General features: G+C 63.9%; 16 protein-coding genes. 9 read left to right on the forward strand and 7 right to left on the reverse strand.

Going from position 1 to position 20,739, the window contains the following annotated elements; translation table 11 throughout:
- The first annotated feature begins 55 nt into the window (after positions 1-55).
- The 7 genes from Q0G75_RS04960 to Q0G75_RS04990 all read left to right on the forward strand — a co-directional run bounded on the left by Q0G75_RS04960 (position 56) and on the right by Q0G75_RS04990 (position 9,967).
- The gene (locus Q0G75_RS04960) at positions 56-3,937 is read left to right on the forward strand and encodes a penicillin-binding Tp47 domain C-containing protein (protein WP_294417767.1); all 3,882 of its coding nucleotides are present in this window, start codon (positions 56-58) and stop codon (positions 3,935-3,937) included.
- 125 nt (positions 3,938-4,062) lie between these two features.
- Positions 4,063-5,634 (forward strand): FMN-binding protein, encoded by a 1,572-nt coding sequence (locus Q0G75_RS04965; protein WP_294417769.1) that lies wholly within the window; start codon positions 4,063-4,065, stop codon positions 5,632-5,634.
- Positions 5,627-6,106 carry an FMN-binding protein gene (locus tag Q0G75_RS04970; protein WP_294417770.1) on the forward strand — a complete coding sequence of 160 codons (480 nt, stop codon included), beginning with the start codon at positions 5,627-5,629 and terminating at the stop codon, positions 6,104-6,106. Before Q0G75_RS04965 ends, Q0G75_RS04970 begins: the two co-directional genes overlap by 8 nt.
- Before the next feature lies 1 nt (position 6,107).
- Positions 6,108-7,055 (forward strand): 4Fe-4S binding protein, encoded by a 948-nt coding sequence (locus Q0G75_RS04975; RefSeq protein WP_294417772.1) that lies wholly within the window; start codon positions 6,108-6,110, stop codon positions 7,053-7,055.
- 21 nt (positions 7,056-7,076) lie between these two features.
- The gene (locus Q0G75_RS04980) at positions 7,077-8,141 is read left to right on the forward strand and encodes an FAD:protein FMN transferase (protein WP_294417775.1); all 1,065 of its coding nucleotides are present in this window, start codon (positions 7,077-7,079) and stop codon (positions 8,139-8,141) included.
- A gap of 17 nt (positions 8,142-8,158) precedes the next feature.
- On the forward strand, positions 8,159-8,560 hold the full coding sequence (locus Q0G75_RS04985) for a NusG domain II-containing protein (RefSeq protein WP_294417776.1): 402 nt from the start codon (positions 8,159-8,161) through the stop codon (positions 8,558-8,560).
- An 18-nt stretch (positions 8,561-8,578) separates the two neighbouring features.
- A complete protein-coding gene (locus Q0G75_RS04990) occupies positions 8,579-9,967 on the forward strand; it encodes a Gx transporter family protein (RefSeq protein ID WP_294417779.1) in 1,389 nt (462 codons plus the stop codon).
- Positions 9,968-10,291: 324 nt separating this feature from the next.
- Here the strand turns inward: Q0G75_RS04990 and Q0G75_RS04995 are convergent, their stop codons facing one another.
- A complete protein-coding gene (locus Q0G75_RS04995) occupies positions 10,292-10,810 on the reverse strand; it encodes a YbaN family protein (protein WP_294417781.1) in 519 nt (172 codons plus the stop codon).
- Between the two features lie 421 nt (positions 10,811-11,231).
- On the opposite strand from Q0G75_RS04995, the gene ngr reads away from it, so the two are divergent.
- Positions 11,232-11,843, forward strand: coding sequence for a nigerythrin (gene ngr / locus Q0G75_RS05000; RefSeq protein ID WP_294381248.1), 612 nt, complete (start codon positions 11,232-11,234; stop codon positions 11,841-11,843).
- A 316-nt stretch (positions 11,844-12,159) separates the two neighbouring features.
- On the opposite strand, the gene Q0G75_RS05005 is transcribed toward ngr, so the two are convergent.
- The 5 genes from Q0G75_RS05005 to Q0G75_RS05025 form a co-directional block, all read right to left on the reverse strand.
- Positions 12,160-12,684, reverse strand: a complete 525-nt coding sequence (locus Q0G75_RS05005) for a metallophosphoesterase family protein (protein ID WP_294417783.1) — start codon at positions 12,682-12,684, stop codon at positions 12,160-12,162.
- Between the two features lie 98 nt (positions 12,685-12,782).
- Complete coding sequence (locus Q0G75_RS05010) at positions 12,783-14,222, reverse strand: helix-turn-helix transcriptional regulator (protein ID WP_294417784.1); 1,440 nt, start codon at positions 14,220-14,222, stop codon at positions 12,783-12,785.
- Positions 14,223-14,307: 85 nt separating this feature from the next.
- A complete protein-coding gene (locus Q0G75_RS05015) occupies positions 14,308-16,041 on the reverse strand; it encodes an FAD-binding protein (RefSeq protein WP_294417786.1) in 1,734 nt (577 codons plus the stop codon).
- Positions 16,031-16,639, reverse strand: a complete 609-nt coding sequence (locus Q0G75_RS05020; protein WP_294417788.1) for a cytochrome c3 family protein — start codon at positions 16,637-16,639, stop codon at positions 16,031-16,033. The genes Q0G75_RS05015 and Q0G75_RS05020 overlap by 11 nt, the downstream gene beginning before the upstream one ends.
- Positions 16,640-17,108: 469 nt before the next feature.
- Entirely contained in the window at positions 17,109-17,558 is a 450-nt protein-coding gene (locus tag Q0G75_RS05025; protein ID WP_294381256.1) for an Hsp20/alpha crystallin family protein, read from the reverse strand.
- Between the two features lie 833 nt (positions 17,559-18,391).
- Between Q0G75_RS05025 and Q0G75_RS05030 the strand changes: the two genes are divergently transcribed.
- Positions 18,392-19,096, forward strand: a complete 705-nt coding sequence (locus Q0G75_RS05030) for an NUDIX hydrolase (protein WP_294417790.1) — start codon at positions 18,392-18,394, stop codon at positions 19,094-19,096.
- A 241-nt stretch (positions 19,097-19,337) separates the two neighbouring features.
- On the opposite strand, the gene Q0G75_RS05035 is transcribed toward Q0G75_RS05030, so the two are convergent.
- Positions 19,338-20,474 carry a C40 family peptidase gene (locus Q0G75_RS05035; RefSeq protein WP_294417792.1) on the reverse strand — a complete coding sequence of 379 codons (1,137 nt, stop codon included), beginning with the start codon at positions 20,472-20,474 and terminating at the stop codon, positions 19,338-19,340.
- Between the last annotated feature and the right edge of the window lie 265 nt (positions 20,475-20,739).

The raw sequence follows: 20,739 nt of genomic DNA on the forward strand, positions 1-20,739 counted from the left end.
ATGGTATAGGCGCGGGGGAACGCATCCACACGGACAATCGAAGAAAGGAAACGGGATGATCGAACGCAACGCGATTCGACGTGTCCTGGCCACGGCGGGAGGCAATGCCTCCAAAGGCGTGATGGCCATGGCGCTCACGTTGTCGCTAACCCCGGTGACGGCACTTGCCCAAACCGACGGCGGCGAAATAGAAGGGGCAGCCGGCTCCGATGCTACCAACACTGAAACGGCTGCCCCGCTAGCGAGCGAAGACGCGGAAACGTCTTCTAGCTCAATCGAGGATTATACCTTGTCGGGGGGCGAAAAGTCCGCTTCCGCGCAAGAAGCATCCTACGATTTGACCAAAATCGCAGACGGCACCTACCGGGGAACCGCTCAGGTCGCCGATAACGGCAACGCCGACAACGACGACGAGTTCGCTGGCTATACCGTGACCGTCAACGTGACCGTCGCCGACCACAAGATCGCAAAGGTCGAGATGGTCCGCGATGAACCGGGCGAGAGCGCCTCCTACGTCAAGAAAGCAGTCGAGGGTACCAAAAAGGCCACCGGCGTGCCCGCGGCGATCGTCGACGCACAGTCCACAGACGTCGACAGCGTGAGCGGCGCCACGTTTACGAGCACGGCCATCAAGGCTGCGACAGACAGCGCCCTGCAGGCCGCTTACGACGAGCAGAATCCGTCGACCCCCGCGACCGACGAGTACACCTACGGCTACGCCGGCCTTACCTGGGCTGAGTATTGGGCCGCCGAGGACGTACAGGCCGCAGGCTCCACGGCAACTGGTGCCGAGCTGGATTCGCACAACGAGTCCGACACGGGCGCCTTTGACGTTGTGACCCGCGCAACCGCCAACCACGGTCTGCACCGCGGCAGCTACCAGTGCATGGCCACCATCTACACCAACGAGGGTGCAACGTTTGATTTGGCCACCTGGGCCGCCGACGGCAAATCGTTCACTACGACCGACGGCAAGACCGTAACGTGGAACCGCGGTGCCATGACCTGTGACGGTGCGAGCTACACGCTCAAGGACTACGAGGTCACGGGCCTCAAATACGTTCCCGTCAAGATCAAGACCGCAGATCTCGAGGCCTTCAAGGCGAGCCACAGCTTCGTCGCCAATGGTGAGACGCTGGCCGGCGGCTTTGGCGAGCAAAACCTCCAGGCCTACTCCGGCCTGGTCGCGAATGTCGACGCCGACACCAACGGCCTTAAGACCGTGGCAAACGACAACGGCACCTTCAGCTTCTCGGCTGCCGCCACCGGCACCGAATCGGGCATCGAGGGCCAGGGGCTCAAGACCGCCACGGGTATCGAGCCCACGGTTAAGGAAGCAAGCGGATCCTACGGCGAGTTCCTGCGCGTGGACCTTAACGGCAACTACGGCGACCTGGGCGCAAACATGCAAAGCGTCACCTGGACCTACTACGGTGACGACGCGACCTATACGAACGCCCTTGCCACCTACGGCACCAAGTTCGCCGCCGACAACTGGATGCACAAGTCCATGGGCATTCAGCTTGGCCTCACCAAGTCCGAGCGCTGCCAGCTGCCCGAGGACACCAACGGCACCGGCTACTGGAAGCTCACCGTCCATGCCTTGGGCTACAACGATTACACCTACACCTTCCAGGCAACCGACGACAACATCGTCGGCGCCAAGGAACCTGTGACCGAGGCGACGAAGGCACAGCTGCAAAGCCTGTACGACAAGGCCGCCGCGCTTGATAAGTCCAAGTACACCGAGGACTCCTGGACCGCATCTTCCATCGAGACCGAGACCGCCGAGACCAAGGACCTGCTGGAGAAGAAGAACCTTGGCGAAGCCGAAGCCGCCGAGCAGATCACGCACCTCCAAGGTGCGCTTGACGCGCTGGTCAGCTTGTATCCCGAAGTTGGCTCGTACGTGCTCATGAACATCCCGTACAGCCAGTTCTATGCCGCAGAGCAGAACAACTCCGGCACGGACGTGGTGACGTCCGCTACCAAGCAGAAGACGCTGGCCGGTTCGCTGGTTGCCGGTTCTTACCACGTGAACGCCGACGGCAGCGACATCACGGGCGCCACGTTCGCCGTTAAGGTCGGCTCCGAGAGCATCGATTGGTCCAAGTTCCAACGCGTGACGGATTCCGACTCCGTCGACATCACCACTTCCATCAAGGGTAAGACGTCCACCACGACCTATTCCGGTCGCGACGCCCTGTTCCAGGCGCCGAGCTATTCGTACTACGTGCTGCCCAAGGGCGAGACGCCGGCCAATTACAAGGAAGTCACGGTTGACGAATCCGGCAACCTGAAGTTCGGCGCCGTCGAGAGCAAGAAAGCCACCGAACTCGCGAACGTCACCGCCGAGTTCACCACCGACAGCAAGTACGGCGATTACGAGATCGACTTCGACAACCTGCGCGAGCAGATGGTCGACGCCGACGGCAACCAGGCGGTCGTATACGGCGCCGTGGTGAACGCCGCCGATGAGGCCGGCAAGATCGAGGGCTACGGCATGCGCGCCCTGGAGAACATCTGGAAGAGCAAGGAGCTTGCGTGGAGCTGCGGCTTCGTGACCGAGTCTCACGGCAGCCCGCTGAGCTCGCAGTACTACACGTCGATGATGGGCAAGACCATCAAATCGGTGGTGTTCTATACCTCCACCGGCACCTACACCGTGGCGATGAATCAGTACGTTCCGGTTAAGGTTTCCGCAGATAAGGGCGCTATCTCCATTCAGGATAGCGTTTCACTCGACGATTCCTCCCTCATCGGCATGAACCCGAAGCTGCCCGAAGGGTTCGCCGCACAGTACAGCATCAAGGGCTGGAACGGCGCGGTTGAGGTGTCGAATCCCTCTTCCGGGCCGTACGCTTCCGTTGTGACGATCCCGACCGGCACGCAGCCGGGCGAGTACACGATCACGGCTACCGACAAGAACGACAAGTACGCTCCTTTGAGCGCGTCCTTCACGCTGACCACGGCGAAGAGCGTTGCCGCATTCAATGCTTCCAGCTTGAAGCTGACCGCCGCCGAGAGCGCGACCGAGAGCGACCTTGCGAACTATCTGGGCAACATCTCCCAGGTGACGGTGAACAACGTGGTGTACAACGCACAGGGCAAGGGCGCCGTGAAGATCATCAACGAGGACGGCTCCCTGAACCTTGCCGCCGCGAACAGGGACGGCTCCTTGGTGTTCGCCGCGAACGGCGAATACGAGGTCGAAGTCGCCGCTACGGGCTACAGCAACAACCTGAAGTTCACGTACGCCAAGGTCGCCGACAAAGCTGCGCTCGAGAGCGCCATCCAGTCCGCCCTGAAGCTCGACAACGGCGAACACGCCTATACCGCAACCAGCTGGGACACCTTCCAGACGGCGCTTAAGGCCGCTCAAGGCGTGAACGAATCCGTTTCCGCCACCGACGAGGAAGTCGCCAACGCGCTTTCCGCCCTGCAGGGCGCCCAGGCCGCGCTCGCCGCAACCCCCACCGCAGATCAGCTTGCCGATCTGCGCGCCGAGATCGAGGCCGGCTCCAGCCTGAAGGAAAGCGACTACACGTCCGAAAGCTGGGCCGCGTATCAGCAGGCCGTGAAGGCTGCGGAGGCGCTCTTCGGCGATGAGGACACGTCCGCCGCCGACGTCGAGTCCGCAACGGCCGCCGTGAAGAAGGCCCGCGAGCAGCTGGCCAAGCCGACCGCCGAGAATCCGCCCGCCGGCAGCACCGGGACGGACGGCTCCGGCAACGGCACCGGGACGGACGGCTCCGGCAGCGGCGCCGCAACGGGTGACGGCAACGGCGCGGCAGCGAGCGCGACCGGCACGGGCACCGCTTCCGGCCTTGCCACCACGGGCGACGTCGCCCCGATAGCGGCAACGGGCGCAGCTGCCATCGGCGCGGCCGCGCTGGCCGCGGTGGCGCGCTTCATGCGCCGCCGCACGCGGGAATAGGTTCCGCACAACATGAAAGCGCAGGTGGCGAAGGCATATTCGCCACCTGCGCCAAAGCGATGCATTGCACCTTATGGCGGAGCCCGGGCTCCGCCATAAGGCCGTTTAAAGGAGAAGCGAAGACCGTGACGGATCGAAAGACCGAAGAACGCGCCGAGGCGGAGACGCACGGCGCAACGCCGGGAAATGAGGAGAAGGGGCCGGGCAAGCACGCAGCGCTGCCGCGGAAGGCGGCCACGGCGGGCCTGCTGATGCCGTCGGTGCTGACGAGCGTGGCCGTTGCGCTGGTCGTGGCGCAATACCAACCGCTCGTGTTCAACCCCGATGCATACGCATCGACCGAGCAGGCCACGGCCGAAATCAAGCCCGTCGAGGTGACGGCGGAACGCCAGGATGCGCAACCCGCCACCGATGCGAACTATAGCGCGGCGGACTACGGGATCGACGCCTCCAACCTGAAGGACGGCACGTACACCGGCTCCGGCCAGGGATTCAAAAGCACCATCACGGTGGCGGTGACCATCAGCGGCGGGAAGATCGTCGCAATCGAAATAGTGTCCGCGGGCGACGACGAGCCGTATTTCAGCAACGCGAAGGGGCTGATAAGCTCGGTCATCGCTGCGCAATCGACGTCGGTGGACACCATTTCAGGGGCAACCTACTCTTCAAAGGGCATCCTCGTCGCCATCAAGAACGCTCTTGAAAAGGCCGCGGGCGGAACGGGATCCGCCACGGGCGCCTCATCCGCCCCGGCATCCACCGCCTCGGGCAAAAGCCACGTAACGCTGAACCCGACCCAGGTGCCGGCAGGTGGCTACGCCGATGGCACCTACTACGGCAAGGGAGAAGGCTACAAAAGCACCATTCGCGTGGCCGTGACCATCGCAGGAGGGAAGATCTCCAAGATAGACGTCCTCTCCCAAGACGACGATGCCGCATATTTCAACCGCGCGAAATCGCTGATCGCAACCGTCATCGACAAGCAGACGACGGCGGTCGACACAGTGTCGGGCGCAACGTTCTCCTCGGAAGGCATCTTGGCCGCCGTCGAGGACGCCCTGCGCCAAGCGGCGGTCAAAAGCGGCAACGACGCCGCAACGGATAAACCCTCCGGCGATTCCGGCAACACGGGAAGCGGCGACTCGCCGAGCAAGCCCGACGTCGACGAGCCTTCCCAGGGCGGGCAAACCGAGACCCGCTACCTTGACGGAGACTATACCGCGTACGTGAAGTGCGAGAACACCGAGGACCCCAACGCGTTCGAGCCGTATTACCTGGCCATGACCGTTACGGTCGAAAACGGCAAGGCATCCGCGATCAAGGACGTTCACGGGACGAACAAGGCGACCGACAAAGACGCGGTGCTCGAGGAATACGATGAATCGAACGATGCGTATCTTGAATGGGCGGCGTTCGGACGCGTCGTTCGCGGCAAGGAGTACGTCGGCGTCGTCAAGCAGCTGATCGATCTGCACGCGGCCCCAAGCAACGTGGACGTCGTGTCCCGCTCCACCTATTCCTCGAAGGCCATCGTGAAGGCATACGAGAAGGCGCTCGAGCTGGCCAATGAGGCCTACAAGAAGGCGAATCCGTCAGACGACGCCGCAACGGGCGACGCCGGCAGCTCGGACACTGCATCCGGGAAGGACGATGCGGGAAGCACCTCGAACAGCGAAGGCGGGGCCGACCGTGCTTAACCTTCTCGTACGCAAGCGAAACCTTATAGCGAAAACCGTGAACGTTGCGGTTATCGGAGCGTTGGCGGTCGGCTTCAGCCTGTGGGCCGCCGACGCCAACGCCGCCGATGCCATGGTTCAAAAGCAGATCCAAGAGGCCGAGCGCGCGGCAACCCGCGGGCCATATGCCGTCGACGGCGTGTTCACGGGCACCGCTCAAGGATACGGCGGGCCGGTGACCACGCAGGTCACCGTGAAGGACGGCTACATCGACGCCGTTCAGGTCGTGGACGCCCCCAACGAGGACGGCCCCTACCTGGAGCAGGCCGTCAAGCTCATCGACGACATGTTGGCCAAGCAAACGCCGAACGTGGACACGGTATCGGGCGCCACGTTCTCGTCTGCCGGCATCATCAACGGCGCGGTTCAGGCGCTTGAAGCAAGCAGCTCCGACCAGGCAGGCGCCGCGGCATCGGCAGAGGACGGCGAATAGCATGGCGAAGATCAAGACGAAGGCCCTGGCGCGCCATCGCCGCCTCCTCCTGGATCGCGGGGTGCGCTGGGCGGTGCAAATCGCGTTCTTCATAGCGTTCCCCGCCGTGTTCAGCGCGGCGTTCAACGGCGTGAAATACGCATTTACCCAGATCGGCGCCATGCAGCCGATAGAGCTGAGCGCTTTTATCGTCACATTGGCGGCGGTGCTGGCGTTCACCGTGGTGTTCGGCCGCTTCTTCTGCGGCTATGCCTGCGCGTTCGGGACGCTGGGCGATGCCCTGTTCGCCCTGTTCTCCCCCGTGCGCAAGAAGCTGGGCATCGGCGTCAGGAAACCGCTTCTGCCCCCGAAGCTGCAGCGCGCGCTGCAGCTGCTGAAATACCTGGTGCTGGTCGCCATCTGCGGGCTGTGCATCGCGGGCTCGTGGTCGAGCGTCTCGGGGTACAGCCCCTGGACGGCGTTCGCGGGCATCATCGCCGGCAACGTCGACGGCGTTGCGGCGGGCGCGTTCGCCATCCTCGGCGCCATCGCGCTCGGCATGCTGTTCGTGGAGCGCTTCTTCTGCCAGTTCCTCTGCCCGCTCGGCGCGGTGTTCAGCCTGCTGCCGGTGCTCCCCTTCTCCTCTTTCCGCCGCAACACGACGCGCTGCGCGAAAGGGTGCGGGCTGTGCAAGCGCTCATGCCCGGTGTCGGTGCACCCCGACCCCGATGCGCTTGCCGCGGGCGAGTGCATCTCGTGCGGCCGATGCGCCGACGGATGCCCTCTGGAGAACGTGGCGATGCTGCGCGTGCCCAACCCGAGCGCTTCGGCGGCGTCGAACCTGGCGGAGGCCCCTGGCGCTAAAAAGGCCCAGGTCAAGGAATATCTCGTGCGTCTACGCGGCACCGAGATCCCCTTGGTGCTGATCAAGGCGGCGGCGCTTTTCGCGTTGTGCTGGTTGTTCATATAGGAAACGAAAAGGATTTGGTCGATGGAGAACGGAATGCTCTCGCGCCGAAGGTTTCTCATGCTTGCGGCGGGCTCGATGTGCGCGATGGCCGCGCCCGCATGGCTGACAGGCTGCTCGGCGGGGCAAAACGACGGAAACGACGGCGCGGCCGCGAACGATGCCGCCGATAGCGCAGCTTACGAGGTCCAATCCCTCACGCTGTTCCTATTCGACACCGTCATCCAGATCAGCGCGCTATGCGCGCCCGAGCTGATGGACCGCATCTCCGAGCGTTGCCAGTTCTTCGAAGACCGCTTCTCGCGCACGAAGGAAGGCAGCGACATCTGGAACATCAACCAGGCGCACGGCGCGCCGGTAGAGGTCTCCGAGGAAACGGCGCGGTGCATCGAGGCATCGCTTGCGTATTCCGAGGCTTCGGACGGCCTGTTCGACATCAGCATCGGCGCCGTTTCCAGCCTCTGGGATTTCGTTGAGGGCATCAAACCCGACGACGACGCGATCGAGGAAGCGGTCAAGCACGTCGACTACCGCACGATCTCGGTCGACGGCACCACGGTGACGCTCGCCGACCCCGACGCGATGCTCGACCTTGGCGGCATCGCGAAGGGATTCATCACCGACGACCTGGTCTCCATGCTGCGGGAAGCGGGCTGCGAAAGCGCCATGCTCTCTCTGGGCGGAAATGTCTACGTGCTGGGGGAAAGCTTCCGCGGCGACGACTGGAACGTTGGCGTGCAAGACCCCAACGGCACGGCGAACGACGTGATCGCAAGCATTCCTGCACGCGATAAATCCCTGGTCACAAGCGGGCTGTACGAGCGCAGCTTCACCGTTGGCGACGTGCTGTACTACCACATCCTCGACCCGCGCACGGGTTATCCGGTGAAGACGGACCTGGCAAGCGCCTCGATCGTGTCCGACAGCTCCACCGATGGCGACGCGTATTCCACCACGCTGTTTTTGATGGGTCACGACAAGGCCATGGAGCTGCTGAACTCCGACGAGCGCTTCAACGGACTGCTGGTGGATATGAACGATACGGCCACGGCGTCGGACGGCTCCGGGTTCACGCTCCTGAACGAATAGAAGGAGGCAGATGTAACATGACTACCGCCCAGAAAAAAGCATGCAGGCGAATGAGGCTCAATGTCATTGCGGTGTTGGTCATCGTAGCGGTTGCGTTGGCCGCCGCCGCGGCCGCCAACGCGCTTGGCAGCGCAGACGATGCCCGGACCGCCGTCATCCAAGACGCGGACGGCAACACCTTCACGATGCCGCTTTCCCAAGATGACGTCCTTACGGTTGCTTCGAGCGCCGGCACGAACGTGATCGAGGTGCAAGCGGGCAAAGTGCGCGTGAGCGAGGCCGACTGCCCCAACCAGGACTGCGTCGAGCAGGGTTGGATCTCGAAGGCGGGCCAGCAGATCGTATGCCTTCCGCATAAGCTCGTCGTGAACATAACGGACGAGGACGCCGCATCGACCTACGATGTCGTCGGGCAATAGCGGGTCGGACGCTTCGTTATGGCCGTAAATCCCCGCATCATCGCCACGCAGCGTCTTGCGCGCATCTCGCTTTTGAGCGCGCTCGCGCTTGTCCTGAGCTATATTGAGACGATGATCCCGCTCCCCGTGGCGCTGCCGGGCGTGAAGCTCGGCCTGGCGAACGTGGCAGTGGTGGTGGCGCTCTTAGGGCTCGACGTGCGCGCCGCGGCCGCAGTTGCGGTGGTGAAGGTGATGGCGTCGGGCTTCCTGTTCGGTTCGCCGATGATGCTCATGTACAGCCTGGGCGGCACGGCGCTCGCGTTCGCAGGGAGCGCGGCGGCGTCGCGCATCCCCGGCTTAGGCGCGGTGGCAACGTGCATGGTGGCGGCGATCCTCCACAATGCAGGCCAGATCGCGGTTGCCGCCCTGTTGCTGGGAACGCCATCGGTGCTGCTCAGCTTGCCGCCGCTCGCCTTGGCGGCATGCGCAACGGGCTTCGTCACGGGCGCCGTTGCGGCGGGCGTGCTGGCGTCGCAGCCCAACGGCCCGTACGCAGCCGAAAGCATCGAGATCCCGCGACCCCGCATGAAAAAGCAGGCGCCATCGAGCGGGAACGGCTTCAGGCCGCTTGCCGTCGACGTCGCGATGTTTGGGGCATATCGCCCCGGAACGACGACGGCCCACAAGCTGGACCCGCGCGCGAAGATCGTCTTCGCGGTGCTGTTCATCGCGACGGCATTCGTCGCGCAAGGTGCGCCGGCATTGCTCATCCTGCTTGCGGCCGCCATGGCCGTGCAGGCGGCCTCCGGTTCGAGCGCGCATACGGCGCTGCGCTCCTTGAAGCCGTTCGCATGGCTTATGGGCTTCGTCCTGGTGTTCGATACGCTGTTCGTAAACTCGGGCGATGTCATCTGGTGCGCAGGCCCGGCGACGATCACCGCGGGCGGGGTATCATGCGCGATCGAGAACGTGCTGCGCTTCGTTTGCGTGCTGCTAGGCACGTCGGCGCTCATGACCACCACGTCGCCGACGCAGCTGACCGACGGGTTCTCGCTGATGCTGCGCCCCCTGAACCGCTTCGGAGTACGAACGGCATCCGCCGGCTTGGCCATGAGCATGACGCTGCGCTTCATCCCCACGCTGACGAAGGAGTTCAACAAGGTGTGCGTCGCCCAGATGTCGCGCGGCGCCGATTTCGCAAACGGCGGCGTGCTGCAGCGCGGCCTTGCGCTCGTATCCGCCCTCGTCCCCATGTTCGCCAGCGCTCTGCGTCGATCGGAATCGCTCGCGTATGCGGTCGAGGCGCGTGCGTTCGGCGCTGCCGGCGCTTCGCGGACCTGTCTGCGCAGCTACCGCCTTCGACGCGCGGACTGGGCGGCCCTAGCGCTGGCAGCGGCGCTTCTTGTGATCGAGTTGACGTTGCGATGATCGGCGCAGTCGGCTTTTCCGGAGCCGGCGCGACCGGCCCCTATTGGGATCAGAGCCGCCTCGCTCTGACGTCGAGATGATCAGCGCGGTCAGCTTTTTCGGAGCCGGTCTAATCGACCCCTATCCAGGCTGGGACTGCCTCGCTTAACGCAAGAGAATGCGGAGAGAGCGCGGTTGACACGAGGGAGATGCGAAGCCGTTCTTTTGAAGTCCGGAGTTGCCGGTTCGGAGCCGCTGCGTTTTGTGCGAAAGGGATGCCGGGGAAACGCATCGGGAACGCATGCCCAAGAGCGGACCACCGCGTTTGCCGCAAGCGGGACAGACTTACGCCTGCTTGTCGGTTTTCACTATGAAGCCGAAGTAGATGATGTGGCCGACCCAGACCGCCGCCAGGACGACCCGCCCGACGGGGACGCGGCCCATCAGGGCGAAGCCGATGGCCAGCAGCACCGTCACCGGGATGAGGATGGTCAGCTTCGCGCGCAGCGTCATGGAACGCTTGGTCACGTAGCCCTCCAGCACCTGCTTGTACACCTTCGTGCCCTTGAACCAGCTGTTCAAACGCGTGGAGCTGCGGGCGAAGCAGAAGGCCGCGACCAGAATGAACGGCGTGGTGGGCAGGATCGGCAGCACCACGCCGACCATTCCCAACGCGAAGCACAGGAAGCCGCCGACGGCCCATAGGGCATGGCTGAAACAACGGCTATCGCCCGTTAAACGACACGATGCCGCACGGAATAGGCCGCTACCGACCGGACAGGCCGCCTCCGCTGATCGGACGGCATCGGGATACACCGGGCCGGAAGGCGCCGTCTGCTCGATCAAGACAATCTGCTCGTTCACGTCTCACGCTCGCTCACTGTTTCAACACGCTAACAAATTCCGAGAAGTTTACCATAGCTTCTTTGCTGAGGCAACCATGGCGAACTCTTTGGAGCTAGCAGCCTCCTGCTGGCTCCAGCAGCTGCCTTAAGCCACCCGAACCGCTCGCAGACACCGCGGCACGAAACTCCCATCGAGCGCAAACCAGCGGCTCGCTTTGGGGCGGGCTGCCTCGTTTTTCCCAATCCCGACAAACGCGCCCTATGATCGTCGCGTTAAAGTTACCCGTGGCTATCCGTGTGACGGTTGTGCGGAGCCGGGCGGTTGCGGGCGATTGGCGCTTGCGCTCGAACCGGGGGCCGGGTATTCTATAGCTATTGAGATTAATTCTCATTAACGATTCCAACAGGAAGCACTACTTCAGACGAGAAGGAGTATCACCATGAATAAGCGCACCGAGCTGCCCACCGCAGAGAATTCCTCCAACTTCAACCGCGTCGCCGGCGCAACCTGCCAGGTCGGCACCACGCTGGAGAACCTGAAGGCCGCCGTGTGCGGCGAGACGGGCGCTTCCGCCAAGTACGCCGCCTGCGCCAAGCTGGCCAAGGAGAAGGGCTATGAGCAGCTGGGCCGCCTGTGGGAGGCCACCAGCGCCGCCGAGCAGGTGCACATCCGCCTGGAGGCCGGCCTGGTCGAGGAGCTTGAGCCGGGCTACGAGCGCCCCACGGCCGACGCCCCCGAGCTGGAGGAGATCGACCTGAACCTGATCGCCTCCGCCAACGGCGAGATCTTCGAGACCTCCGACATGTACCCGGGCTTCATCGCGAAGGCCCAGGAGGAGGGCAACGACAAGGCCGTCCAGGTGTTCACCAAGGCCAAGCTGGCCGAGGCCGTGCACGCCGAGCTGTACCTGCAGGCGTACAACAACATCGACGCCGCCGATGACGACTCCTACTTCCTGTGCCCGGGCTGCGGCTACATCGAGAAGGGCTCCGCCGCCCCCGAGAACTGCCCCATCTGCGGCGCGCCCGCCAAGGTGTTCAAGCAGTTCTAAGCTGCAGGCAAACGAATCGCAAAGGCCGCCCACCGGGCGGCCTTTTTCGTTCTACTTCCCCATTTCCAGCAGCACCTCGCCGTCGAGGGATTCCACGCGGGCGGCGCGCACGCGGGAATTCGTCCGCAGTTACCAGCTTCTGATAAGAACAAGGCAAGTAGATGATAAGTACGTGATAAGTAGAATCCGGGACTTCGATTTGCGTTTTCCCAGGTCAGACGATTTCAGCCTCGAAGCAAGCCGCGAAAATGTAATTGAGCGATAAGAAGAAACCAGCATCGCACAAGCGACCGCCCACCGGGCGGCCTTTTTCGTTCTACTTCCCCATTTCCAACAGCACCTCGCCGTCGAGCGACTCCACGCGGGCGGCGCGAACGCGTCCCGCCTCCAGCTCGATGAAGCCTACGGATGCGGGGAATCCACCGCGCGGGCGGCTACAGCTGCCGGGGCAGATGAGCAAGCTGGCCGGATAGGCATCGCGGCCGGTCAGAAGCTCGGGGATGTGAGTGTGCCCATGCACGCACACCTGCGGCAACGGGTCGCCCGGCGCGATGGCGCGCGAGCCGTTGAAGCCGATGCGCGCGTCGTTGGGATAATGCGCAACTAGGAAGCGCACGCCGTCGATAACCGGATGCGCGAACCGCGTGACGTTCTTGCCGTACTCGTCGTAGTCGTTGTTGCCCAGCACCGCCGTGGTGGGCGCCATGATCTGCAGCTCGCGCAAAATGCCGGGGTCGCAGATATCGCCCGCATGGATGATGTGATTGCAATACGCCAAAGCGCCCAGCGCCGCATCGGGCAGGCGCCCATGCGTATCCGAGATCAATCCGACCAGCTTCATGCAAGCATCACCTTCTCTTTTCGAACGCAAGCGCCACGTAGACGCGTCGACCTTCCAGCCCCGCAGCAGCCGCGAAAGCCGACCTCGCGAACAGCGCCCTACCCCTTTTCCACCAGGTCGATCAGGTCCTGGTGCGAGTGGATGTCTAGCTTCGCGTATATGTGCTTGACGTGCGCTTTCACCGTGTTGCGCGATACCACCAGCTGCTCCTGGATGTAGGCGCGGTCGCGGCCGCGCGCGAGCATCTGGAACACCTCGAGCTCGCGCGGGGTCAGGCCGTACTGGCTTGCCAGCGCCTGACAGCGCTCGTCGAACGTGGCCTTGGGCGCCTCGACCACCGCCGTCTCGACCGGTGTCACGCCGTCGATGGCCTCGCGGAAGCTGAAGTTCTTCAGCCCGATAAGCGCGTACCCCACGAACAGCAGTACCAGCACGGCCGCGAACACGTCGAACAGCGGCGTGCCCATACCGGCCAACGTGTTGGCGTGCACGCCCACGGCCGCGCCCAGCGTGGTGCCCAGGCTTGACACGCCCCGGCCCCAGGCAAACGCCGCCACTGCGCCGCGGCTGTTGCGCGACGCCACCGCAATAAGCACCAGCCACGCCACCATGTCGAACAGCGTGTTGCCCGTGCTCAGCAACAGCACTGTTGCCGTTTTCGACCCTTCAATTTGCATGGTCATGGCAAGGAATCCCGCCACGATGAACAGCACCGACACTTGCACCAGCAGGTCGGTGGGGAACCGTTTGCTGGACAGCAGCACCCAAATGGCCACCACCGCCACAGGCAGGATCACGAAGAACGACGACAGCGGCGCGCCGTCAACCTCGCCGAAACGCAGCGAGCAGCCAAACGCCACACGGAACAGGAACAGGCACACGAACAGCTGACTGGCCAGCGGCAGAAACGACGACGGGCGCGTGACGGAAAAGTCGTGCGGCGCTTCGCCGGCCTGCGTTTCCTCGAACACCGGACGCGCGTCGCGCCACGAAAGCGCCCACGCCGCAAACAGCGCCACCAGGAAAAACAGCATGCCGAACCATACGGGCAGCAGCCACGCGAACGCCGAGGCCGCGCACTGCACCACAAACGCCAGCGGCACCAACACGCTGGCTTGCGCAAGAGACAACCGCGAAGCAGCAATGCCCGCAACAAGAATGCACCACGCGCGGCCAACAGCAAGCGCGCACGATGCCAAGACCAGCAGTGGAACACTACCAAGCCCCAGCGCCAACGGCAACGTGCACCCCAGCGCCAATAATGCAAGCGCACCGATGTTCAGCGCATTCACGCGCAAAACCGCAGGTCGGAAGGTTGCAACAAGGCCCAGCGCTATCAACGCCACCGCATGCGACGTCACAGAAATGTCGCGCGCATAGGCGAACACAGCATCGAAGCCGGGGAACACCGAAACGTTCATGAACGATGTGGTGGCAAGCGCCAGCGAAAGCGCGGCGAACGAACGCCAAAACGCCGGCGTGAACAAGTCGCGCACGTTAGCGCGGCCGGCTTCGGTATGCAGCTTCTTATCGGTCATGCCCGCATTCTATCATGGCGATATAGCGAAAGCGCCGTGCACCCAAAGGTGCGCGGCGCTTCATACGCTAACTTCCCGGCAGGCCCTACGCCTGGCCGGTTGCGGCCAGCATGCCGGCGCGGCGGCCGAACGTCATGGTGCGGCCGCAGGCCAGGCCCGTGAACAGGTTCGGGTAGCTTACGCTGAAGAAGCCGCCCGAGCAGTCGCCGGCCATGTACAGGCCCTCGATCTCGGAGCCGTCGGCGCGCACCGGGTGCATATTCGTGTTGATGCGCACGCCGTCCAGCGTTGCCAGGAACCACGCGCCCGTGCGGATGCCGTAATACGGCGGCGTCTTCAGCGCCATCAGGCGATACGGCTCCTTGTTGTAGTCCTCGTCCTTGCCGTTCTCGGCCATCTCATTGTAACGGTTGAACGTCTCCACGAAGTTGTCCACCGGGATGTTCAGCTTCTCGGCCAGCTCCTCGGGCGTGTCGGCCTTCTGCAGGTAGCCCTTCTCCAGCAAGCTGTCGAACAGGGCGGGCATGTCGTCGATCGAGCGGTTCGACGGGCTGCCGTTGTCGAACGGGTACAGGCGGCAGCAGCCAACCTCGTTCATCTGCTTGACCTGCGCGGCGTAATCGCTGTCGAAGATGTCGCAGTACGTGTGACCAGGCTGCATGATGGTGGAGTGCAGCATGTAATCGTACGGGCCGGACTCGTTGCAGAAGCGCTTACCGTTGAGGTTCACCTTCATGAACGGCTGCTCGCCGAACCACCACCACTCGCCGACAACGCCGTCGCCGGCCAGCTCATCGGGCTTGACGCATGCGCGGTTGAACGTGCACGCCGCACCCAGCGGGTCCATCTCACCACCGCACCACAGCGCAGCCTTGATGCCGTCGCCGGTGGGGTTGCCGCCCTTGCCGGGAGCTGCAATGCGAATCTTCTGGTTCCACGGCTGGCGCGCCTGCATCATTTCAAGGTTGTTGCCGTAGCCACCGGTGGTCAGAATAACGCCCTTGCTCGCGTTGATGCGGATGTAGTGGCGGTCCTTCACGTCGCGAGCGATGACGCCGGTCACGCGGCCATTCGCGTCCTGCTCGCACTTGATAAGCTCAGTTTCCCAGCGGAACTCGGCACCCTTTTCCTCGGCGTATTCCTTCAGAGACACGCCGAACGTGAAGTTCTTGTCCTGCTTGCCCAGCTCGGTCTTGTTCGGAGAATGGCCGGTTGCCCACGCCTTGTCACGTGCGCCCTGGCCCTCGGTGCCCACGGAGCCCTCGAAGTCCATGCGCAGGCGGCCATCGCGCTCAACAATCTCGGTCAGCCAGTCGAGCATGGCGCCGGATTCGTTGGCCCACAGCTTCACCAAGTCGTAGTTCACAAAGCCGTTCGCATAGCGGACGATGTCCTCCATGGCTTCCATCTTGTCGATCTTGAACTGCGGATACTCGTCGAACGAGGCCAGCTGCAGCTTCGAGTCGATGGCGCCGATGTCCTCACGCGGGTTGCTCACCTTCGAAACGCGGTCGATGCCCAGTACGCGCGCACCGTTTTCAGCTGCAGAGATAACGGCCGGCAAGCCGCCGGTTTTGCAGCCGCACACGACCACTTCGTAGTCCAGCGTTTCGGTGATGTCGCGCTCGGCAATTTCGGGCGCCTCGCCCAGCCAGCCAGTTGCGCTTGCCTGACCAGCGGTTTCGCGCACCGGCTCTTCGCTTTCGGCAACCGCGAAGCCGTTGCCGCAGCCCGTGAGCGCGCCCATGGCGGCCGCGCCGATGGCCGTGATGCCCGCACCCTTCAGAAACGTGCGGCGATCGAGTCCGTTATGCTGCATGAGGAGCCTCCCATCCCTCGGGCATGTTCAGGTCGTGGCACTGGTTGCACATAAGCACGCTGGTTTCGTGCGCCTTGTGGCAGTCGCCGCACTCAAGCGCCAGGTCCTGGTGGCTGCTGTGCGGGTTGTACTTCTCGTCGTTGCCCTCAAAGCCCCAGGTTGCGGCCACAACGTCGTCCATGTTGTGGCAGCCGCTCTTCGCGCAGAACTCCTCGCTGGCCATGTCGGCGCCGTCAGCCAGCTTCGCGCCGTCGGCCGTCATCGGGTAGTCATCGGCAACCCACTTCATGGCCTCGCCCACCTGCTCGGTGATCACGGGCTCGTGGCAGCTCAGGCAGTTGTTGCCCGCCTCGGCGTGGGCAGTCACCAACATGCCCTTGTCGCCGGAGTAGTACGTGTCAACGTAGCTGTCCATAGGACTGTGGCAAATGGAGTTGCAGAAGCTGGGCGTTTCGTGCCACACCCAAAAACCTGCACCTGCCACCACGATTACGGCAGCCACGACGCCGCCGATGATCCAGCCGCGCTTGGCCTTGCGCTTCGGGGAAGGCGTTTGCGCGCCCTCCTCGGGCTGGGAGAACTTCTCGTCTTCAGCCATTCGTTCCTCTCCTTTTCCTTGAGACCTTCGGCAAGCCCGGCGGGTGCGACGACGCTGGAGGAAGACGTCAGCGACCGGACGGCGGCCGCATGCCGGCGAAAGCGACGCGCTGCGCCGTGCCCCACCCGCCGGACTTGCCGCGGGGACCTCCACGGCCCCACTCAACGCGCACATCATGCGCCCGCACAGGCGCGCACGCCTAGTACCCCCGTGGGGTAAACTTAGTGTTTACCCAGGTGAGAGTGGGGTAAAGAAACGCGGAAAGCCCCGCCGCGGACATGCCGCGACGGGGCTTTCATAAGGAGGTGAGAGTTGAGAAAAGGTTCAAGCGAGGGGCAGAGGAAGAACCGATTCGTGATCGCGAGCCGCGCAAGAGCAAGCATCGCCCGCGACTTGCCGGCAACCGGCAAGCGCTCGCGGCTTCGCGCTATGCGCGCAGCTCACGATTGACCGGAAGCGCTCGACCCGGCTAGTCGATGGAGATGGAACGCGAGGTTTCGGGCTCGGGCTTGGCGATCTTCTTCGGCACGTCGATCTGCAAGGTGCCGTTGTCGAACTTGGCCTTGATGTCGCCTTCCTCGATGTCGTCGCCGACGTAGAAGGTACGGCTGCACTTGCCGCTGAAGCGCTCCTGGCGCACGTAGGTGCCCTTCTTGTCCTCGGTCTCCTGCTTGGTTTCGGCGGTGACGGTCAGGTAGCCGTCCTTCAGCTCGGCCTGCACGCCTTCCTTATCGAAGCCCGGCAGGTCGATGGTCAGCTCGAAGCCGGTCTCGGTTTCGCGGATGTCGGTGCGCATCAGGTTCGGCGTGGTCTTCACGCTCGGCGCCGCCATGGTACCGAAGAAGTTCTCGAACGGGTCGGTCATAAGGTCGTTGAAAATACGATTAGAGCGGGGTACCAACATGGACATCATCGTCATCTCCGTTTCTTGGGGCGAATCTCGCTGCCCGGCGCCGGCCGATCCCCGGTCGGGCGCCGATGCCCGATGCGCTTGCCCGGCAAGCGGTTGCGCTGCGTCGCGCAACTGCCGTCAAGCTTGCGAACGGGCCGGCAGGTTGTTCCGCCGCCGTTTCGGTTGCTTTCGTTGCGACCCCGTTCAAGGGGCCGTTCCTTTGAACAGCTATTGTTATAGTCCTCGCGTTAGCACTCTGCAAGCGAGAGTGCTAACGCGTTACCTTCACGTCATTTTCGCGTCACGATGCGGGAACTTGAGGGGTCGAGCGAGGCCGCAAACCGAGCGGCGGGCATCGGGCGACGGGGCCGCGAACCGCGCAGCTGCCGTTGAGGTCGCGCAACGAGCTAAGCGCAGGACCGACGAGCCGCCCGCAAGCGACACTCGCGAGCATGCAAACCCAGCGGCCCGCCCCCCCATCTTCACGCGGCGTTCATGCTTCTTTAAGGCTTCTTTCAGGACGCGCACCTACTATATGAACCGTTCCTTATCCCTTCCCTTTACGGATCGCGCCCTCCCATCCGCGATCCGGCCAGGCGGATTCTCCCACTCCCGCCTGGCGCGCGGGGCGCGGGATTCCCACCCGCGCCCCGCCGATTCCCATGGCGCCGTCTTCCCATCGGCGCCGCTTCGCCGCCCCGCCTCCCATCCCGGGGCGGCGAAGCCCATCGCGGGGTCTCCCTCCCCGCATCGCAGAGGACCGCCGCGGCTTCCCGCCGCGGCGGTCCTGCGTTTAGGCGGGGAAGCGCTCCGCCCGCGCTTGCGCTACCATGTCGTTAATCGACAGGAAGGAACCCGCTATGCGCGAAACCCCGCAGCTGAAGCACATCGAGCAAGTATCAGACGGCTGGATCAAGAAGTACATTCTCACGTACGTGCTGCCCGACGGCAGCGACTACATATATGAAGCGGCCTCGCGCAAGGACCCGGAGGCGTATCGCGCCGAGCTGGCGCGGCTTGAGGCGCGCAGCAACACGGCCATCGCGGCCATCGACGAGGGCGCTGACGATTTCGGCGCCGCAGCCATCGCCGCGGCCGAGCAGGCGGCCGGCACCAGCGGCAAGCGCACAGCCGACGCCGTGTCCATCGTGCCCATCACGCGCGACGGCAACCTGGTGCTCATCCGCGAGTTCCGCTATCCGCTGAACAGCTGGGTGGTCGGCCTGCCCGCGGGCCTGGTTGAGCCCGGCGAGGACCTTGCCGTGGCCGTGGACCGCGAGCTGCGCGAGGAAACGGGTTACGGCCTGCGCACCGACATCCCGGAAGGTGCCGTGGAGCTGCTGCCGCAAGCCGGGCATTCGTCGACCGGCATGAGCGACGAAAGCGTGCAGACGGTATTCGCCCAGGTAGAGAAGGACGAAGCGGCCCATCCCGAGCACGGCGAGTTTATCGAGGTGTTCACGCTGCCGCTTCGCGAGGTGCCGCGATTCCTGAAGCAGAACCCCTTGCCGTTGGGCACCCGTTTGCAGCTGGTGCTGGAGATTTTCGCGCGAAATGCGAAGTAGGCGGGCTTACGCAAAACACAGCGCGCTCGGCGGGCGCTTAGCCCTACTGCCAGCCGAAACCAGCCGGGCTTACTCGAGGGATCCGGCCATCGGCGGGCGCTGATCCTTTCGCCAGCCGAATTCAGCCGCGGCTCTTCGCAAAACGCTACGCAATCGGCAACCAACCAGCCGCGTCCCTACGCGAGGGGGTCGTGCGCTCGGTGAGCGCCGGCCTTTTCGCCAGCCGAAAGCAGCCGCGCCCTTACGCAAAGCGCAGCGCGTGGGTGAAGCCTGCCCAAGACAGCGGATCGGTGTCGCGCACGAAGGCGCCGAACGTGGGGGCGTGCACGTAATGTGTGCCGCCCTCGTTGCAGGCGATGGCCACGTGGCCGTTGTATCCGTCGCCGTAACTGATCCACAGCACGTCGCCGGGCTGCGCGCTCTCCACGGGCAGCTGCGCCGCGGCCGCGTAGTACAGCGATTCCGTCTGATGCGGCAGCGAAATACCCACCTGCAGATACGCCCAACGCACCAAACCCGAGCAGTCGAACGTCTCGGGGCCCTCGGCGCCCCACACGTACGGGCAGCCGATGCGCGAGAGCGCGTAATCCACCACCGAGCCGTTGGCCGGAATCGGAACCGACGGGATGTTGTACGCATACGCGCGCCTGACCTGCGCCGACGATGCCTGCGCCGCCTCGGCGCGATCGCGGTCCTGCATGGATTCCAGCGCCGCCTTCGCCTCTTCGTCAAGCTGCTGGAGAATGGCCTGCATGGCGGCAACCTTCTCCTGCGCCTCGTTCTTGACGCGCTCTGCCTGCTCGGCCGCCTCCTTCGCCGCCTGCTCCTCCAGCTCGAGCTGCTCCTTGTCGGCGGCCACCTGGTCGCGCAGGGCCTTGGTCTCCTCGATCATTCGCTCGTCGTTCTCGTTGAGCGCGTCGTACATGTCCAGGCCCGTGGCGAATTCCTTGAACGACGCCGAGCCCATGAGCAGGTCAATGACGGTGAACTTGCCGGCTTTGTACATGCCCACGGCACGTTTGGCCAGGCGATCCTGCAGCGTGTCGATCTGCGCGGAAGCCTCGTCGATGCGGCGCTGAGCGTCGTCGACCGCGTTCACCGCCGCCTCGTGCTCGTCAAGCGCCTGATAGTAGGCCTGCGCCGCCTCTGCCAGCTCGTTTTGCAGCGACGCCACGCGCTGATACACGGCATCGGCCTGCGCCAGCTTCTCCTCGGCGTCGGGCTCGTCGTTCTTCTTCTCCTTGTCGTCGGAGTCCTTTTCCTTATCGTCCTCGTCATCGGCCCAAGCGGGAACGGTCCCAAGCACCGTGGATGCGCCGAACAGCGCAGCTGCCGAAACGAACAGGCGACGATCGATCTGCGGACGGGGACGAACCATGTGACACCTCTGAAACGCCCTTGCGGGCACGTTGATTGCATTTTGCCATCGGGCATTGTAATACACGGTGAACTTTTCACTTGCAACGCCACAGCTTTTCCATGCTAGCTTTTCCTCACGCCAGGACGATGATACGCAGGGCTCCCCCATGTAAGCTTCGCGCGATTCGCGTTTCGCGCACCCAAACGGCGCGTTCATTCAATGTCCGGGGTCTGGCAGACGGCGAAGCTGGGGCGCGTGGTGAAGAGATGTACGAACCGTCGAA

It is taken from the genome of uncultured Senegalimassilia sp. (genome assembly GCF_934636665.1).
GTDB lineage: Bacteria > Actinomycetota > Coriobacteriia > Coriobacteriales > Eggerthellaceae > Senegalimassilia.

Coding starts and splice junctions, on each gene's coding strand:
- Q0G75_RS05035 (WP_294417792.1), bottom strand. CDS start 20,474: ATGGTTCGTCCCCGTCCGCAGATCGATCGTCGCCTGTTCGTTTCGGCA.
- Q0G75_RS05025 (WP_294381256.1), bottom strand. CDS start 17,558: ATGACGATGATGTCCATGTTGGTACCCCGCTCTAATCGTATTTTCAAC.
- Q0G75_RS05020 (WP_294417788.1), bottom strand. CDS start 16,639: ATGGCTGAAGACGAGAAGTTCTCCCAGCCCGAGGAGGGCGCGCAAACG.
- Q0G75_RS04960 (WP_294417767.1), top strand. CDS start 56: ATGATCGAACGCAACGCGATTCGACGTGTCCTGGCCACGGCGGGAGGC.
- Q0G75_RS04990 (WP_294417779.1), top strand. CDS start 8,579: ATGGCCGTAAATCCCCGCATCATCGCCACGCAGCGTCTTGCGCGCATC.
- Q0G75_RS04975 (WP_294417772.1), top strand. CDS start 6,108: ATGGCGAAGATCAAGACGAAGGCCCTGGCGCGCCATCGCCGCCTCCTC.
- Q0G75_RS04980 (WP_294417775.1), top strand. CDS start 7,077: ATGGAGAACGGAATGCTCTCGCGCCGAAGGTTTCTCATGCTTGCGGCG.
- Q0G75_RS05015 (WP_294417786.1), bottom strand. CDS start 16,041: ATGCAGCATAACGGACTCGATCGCCGCACGTTTCTGAAGGGTGCGGGC.
- ngr (WP_294381248.1), top strand. CDS start 11,232: ATGAATAAGCGCACCGAGCTGCCCACCGCAGAGAATTCCTCCAACTTC.
- Q0G75_RS04985 (WP_294417776.1), top strand. CDS start 8,159: ATGACTACCGCCCAGAAAAAAGCATGCAGGCGAATGAGGCTCAATGTC.
- Q0G75_RS05010 (WP_294417784.1), bottom strand. CDS start 14,222: ATGACCGATAAGAAGCTGCATACCGAAGCCGGCCGCGCTAACGTGCGC.
- Q0G75_RS05005 (WP_294417783.1), bottom strand. CDS start 12,684: ATGAAGCTGGTCGGATTGATCTCGGATACGCATGGGCGCCTGCCCGAT.
- Q0G75_RS05030 (WP_294417790.1), top strand. CDS start 18,392: ATGCGCGAAACCCCGCAGCTGAAGCACATCGAGCAAGTATCAGACGGC.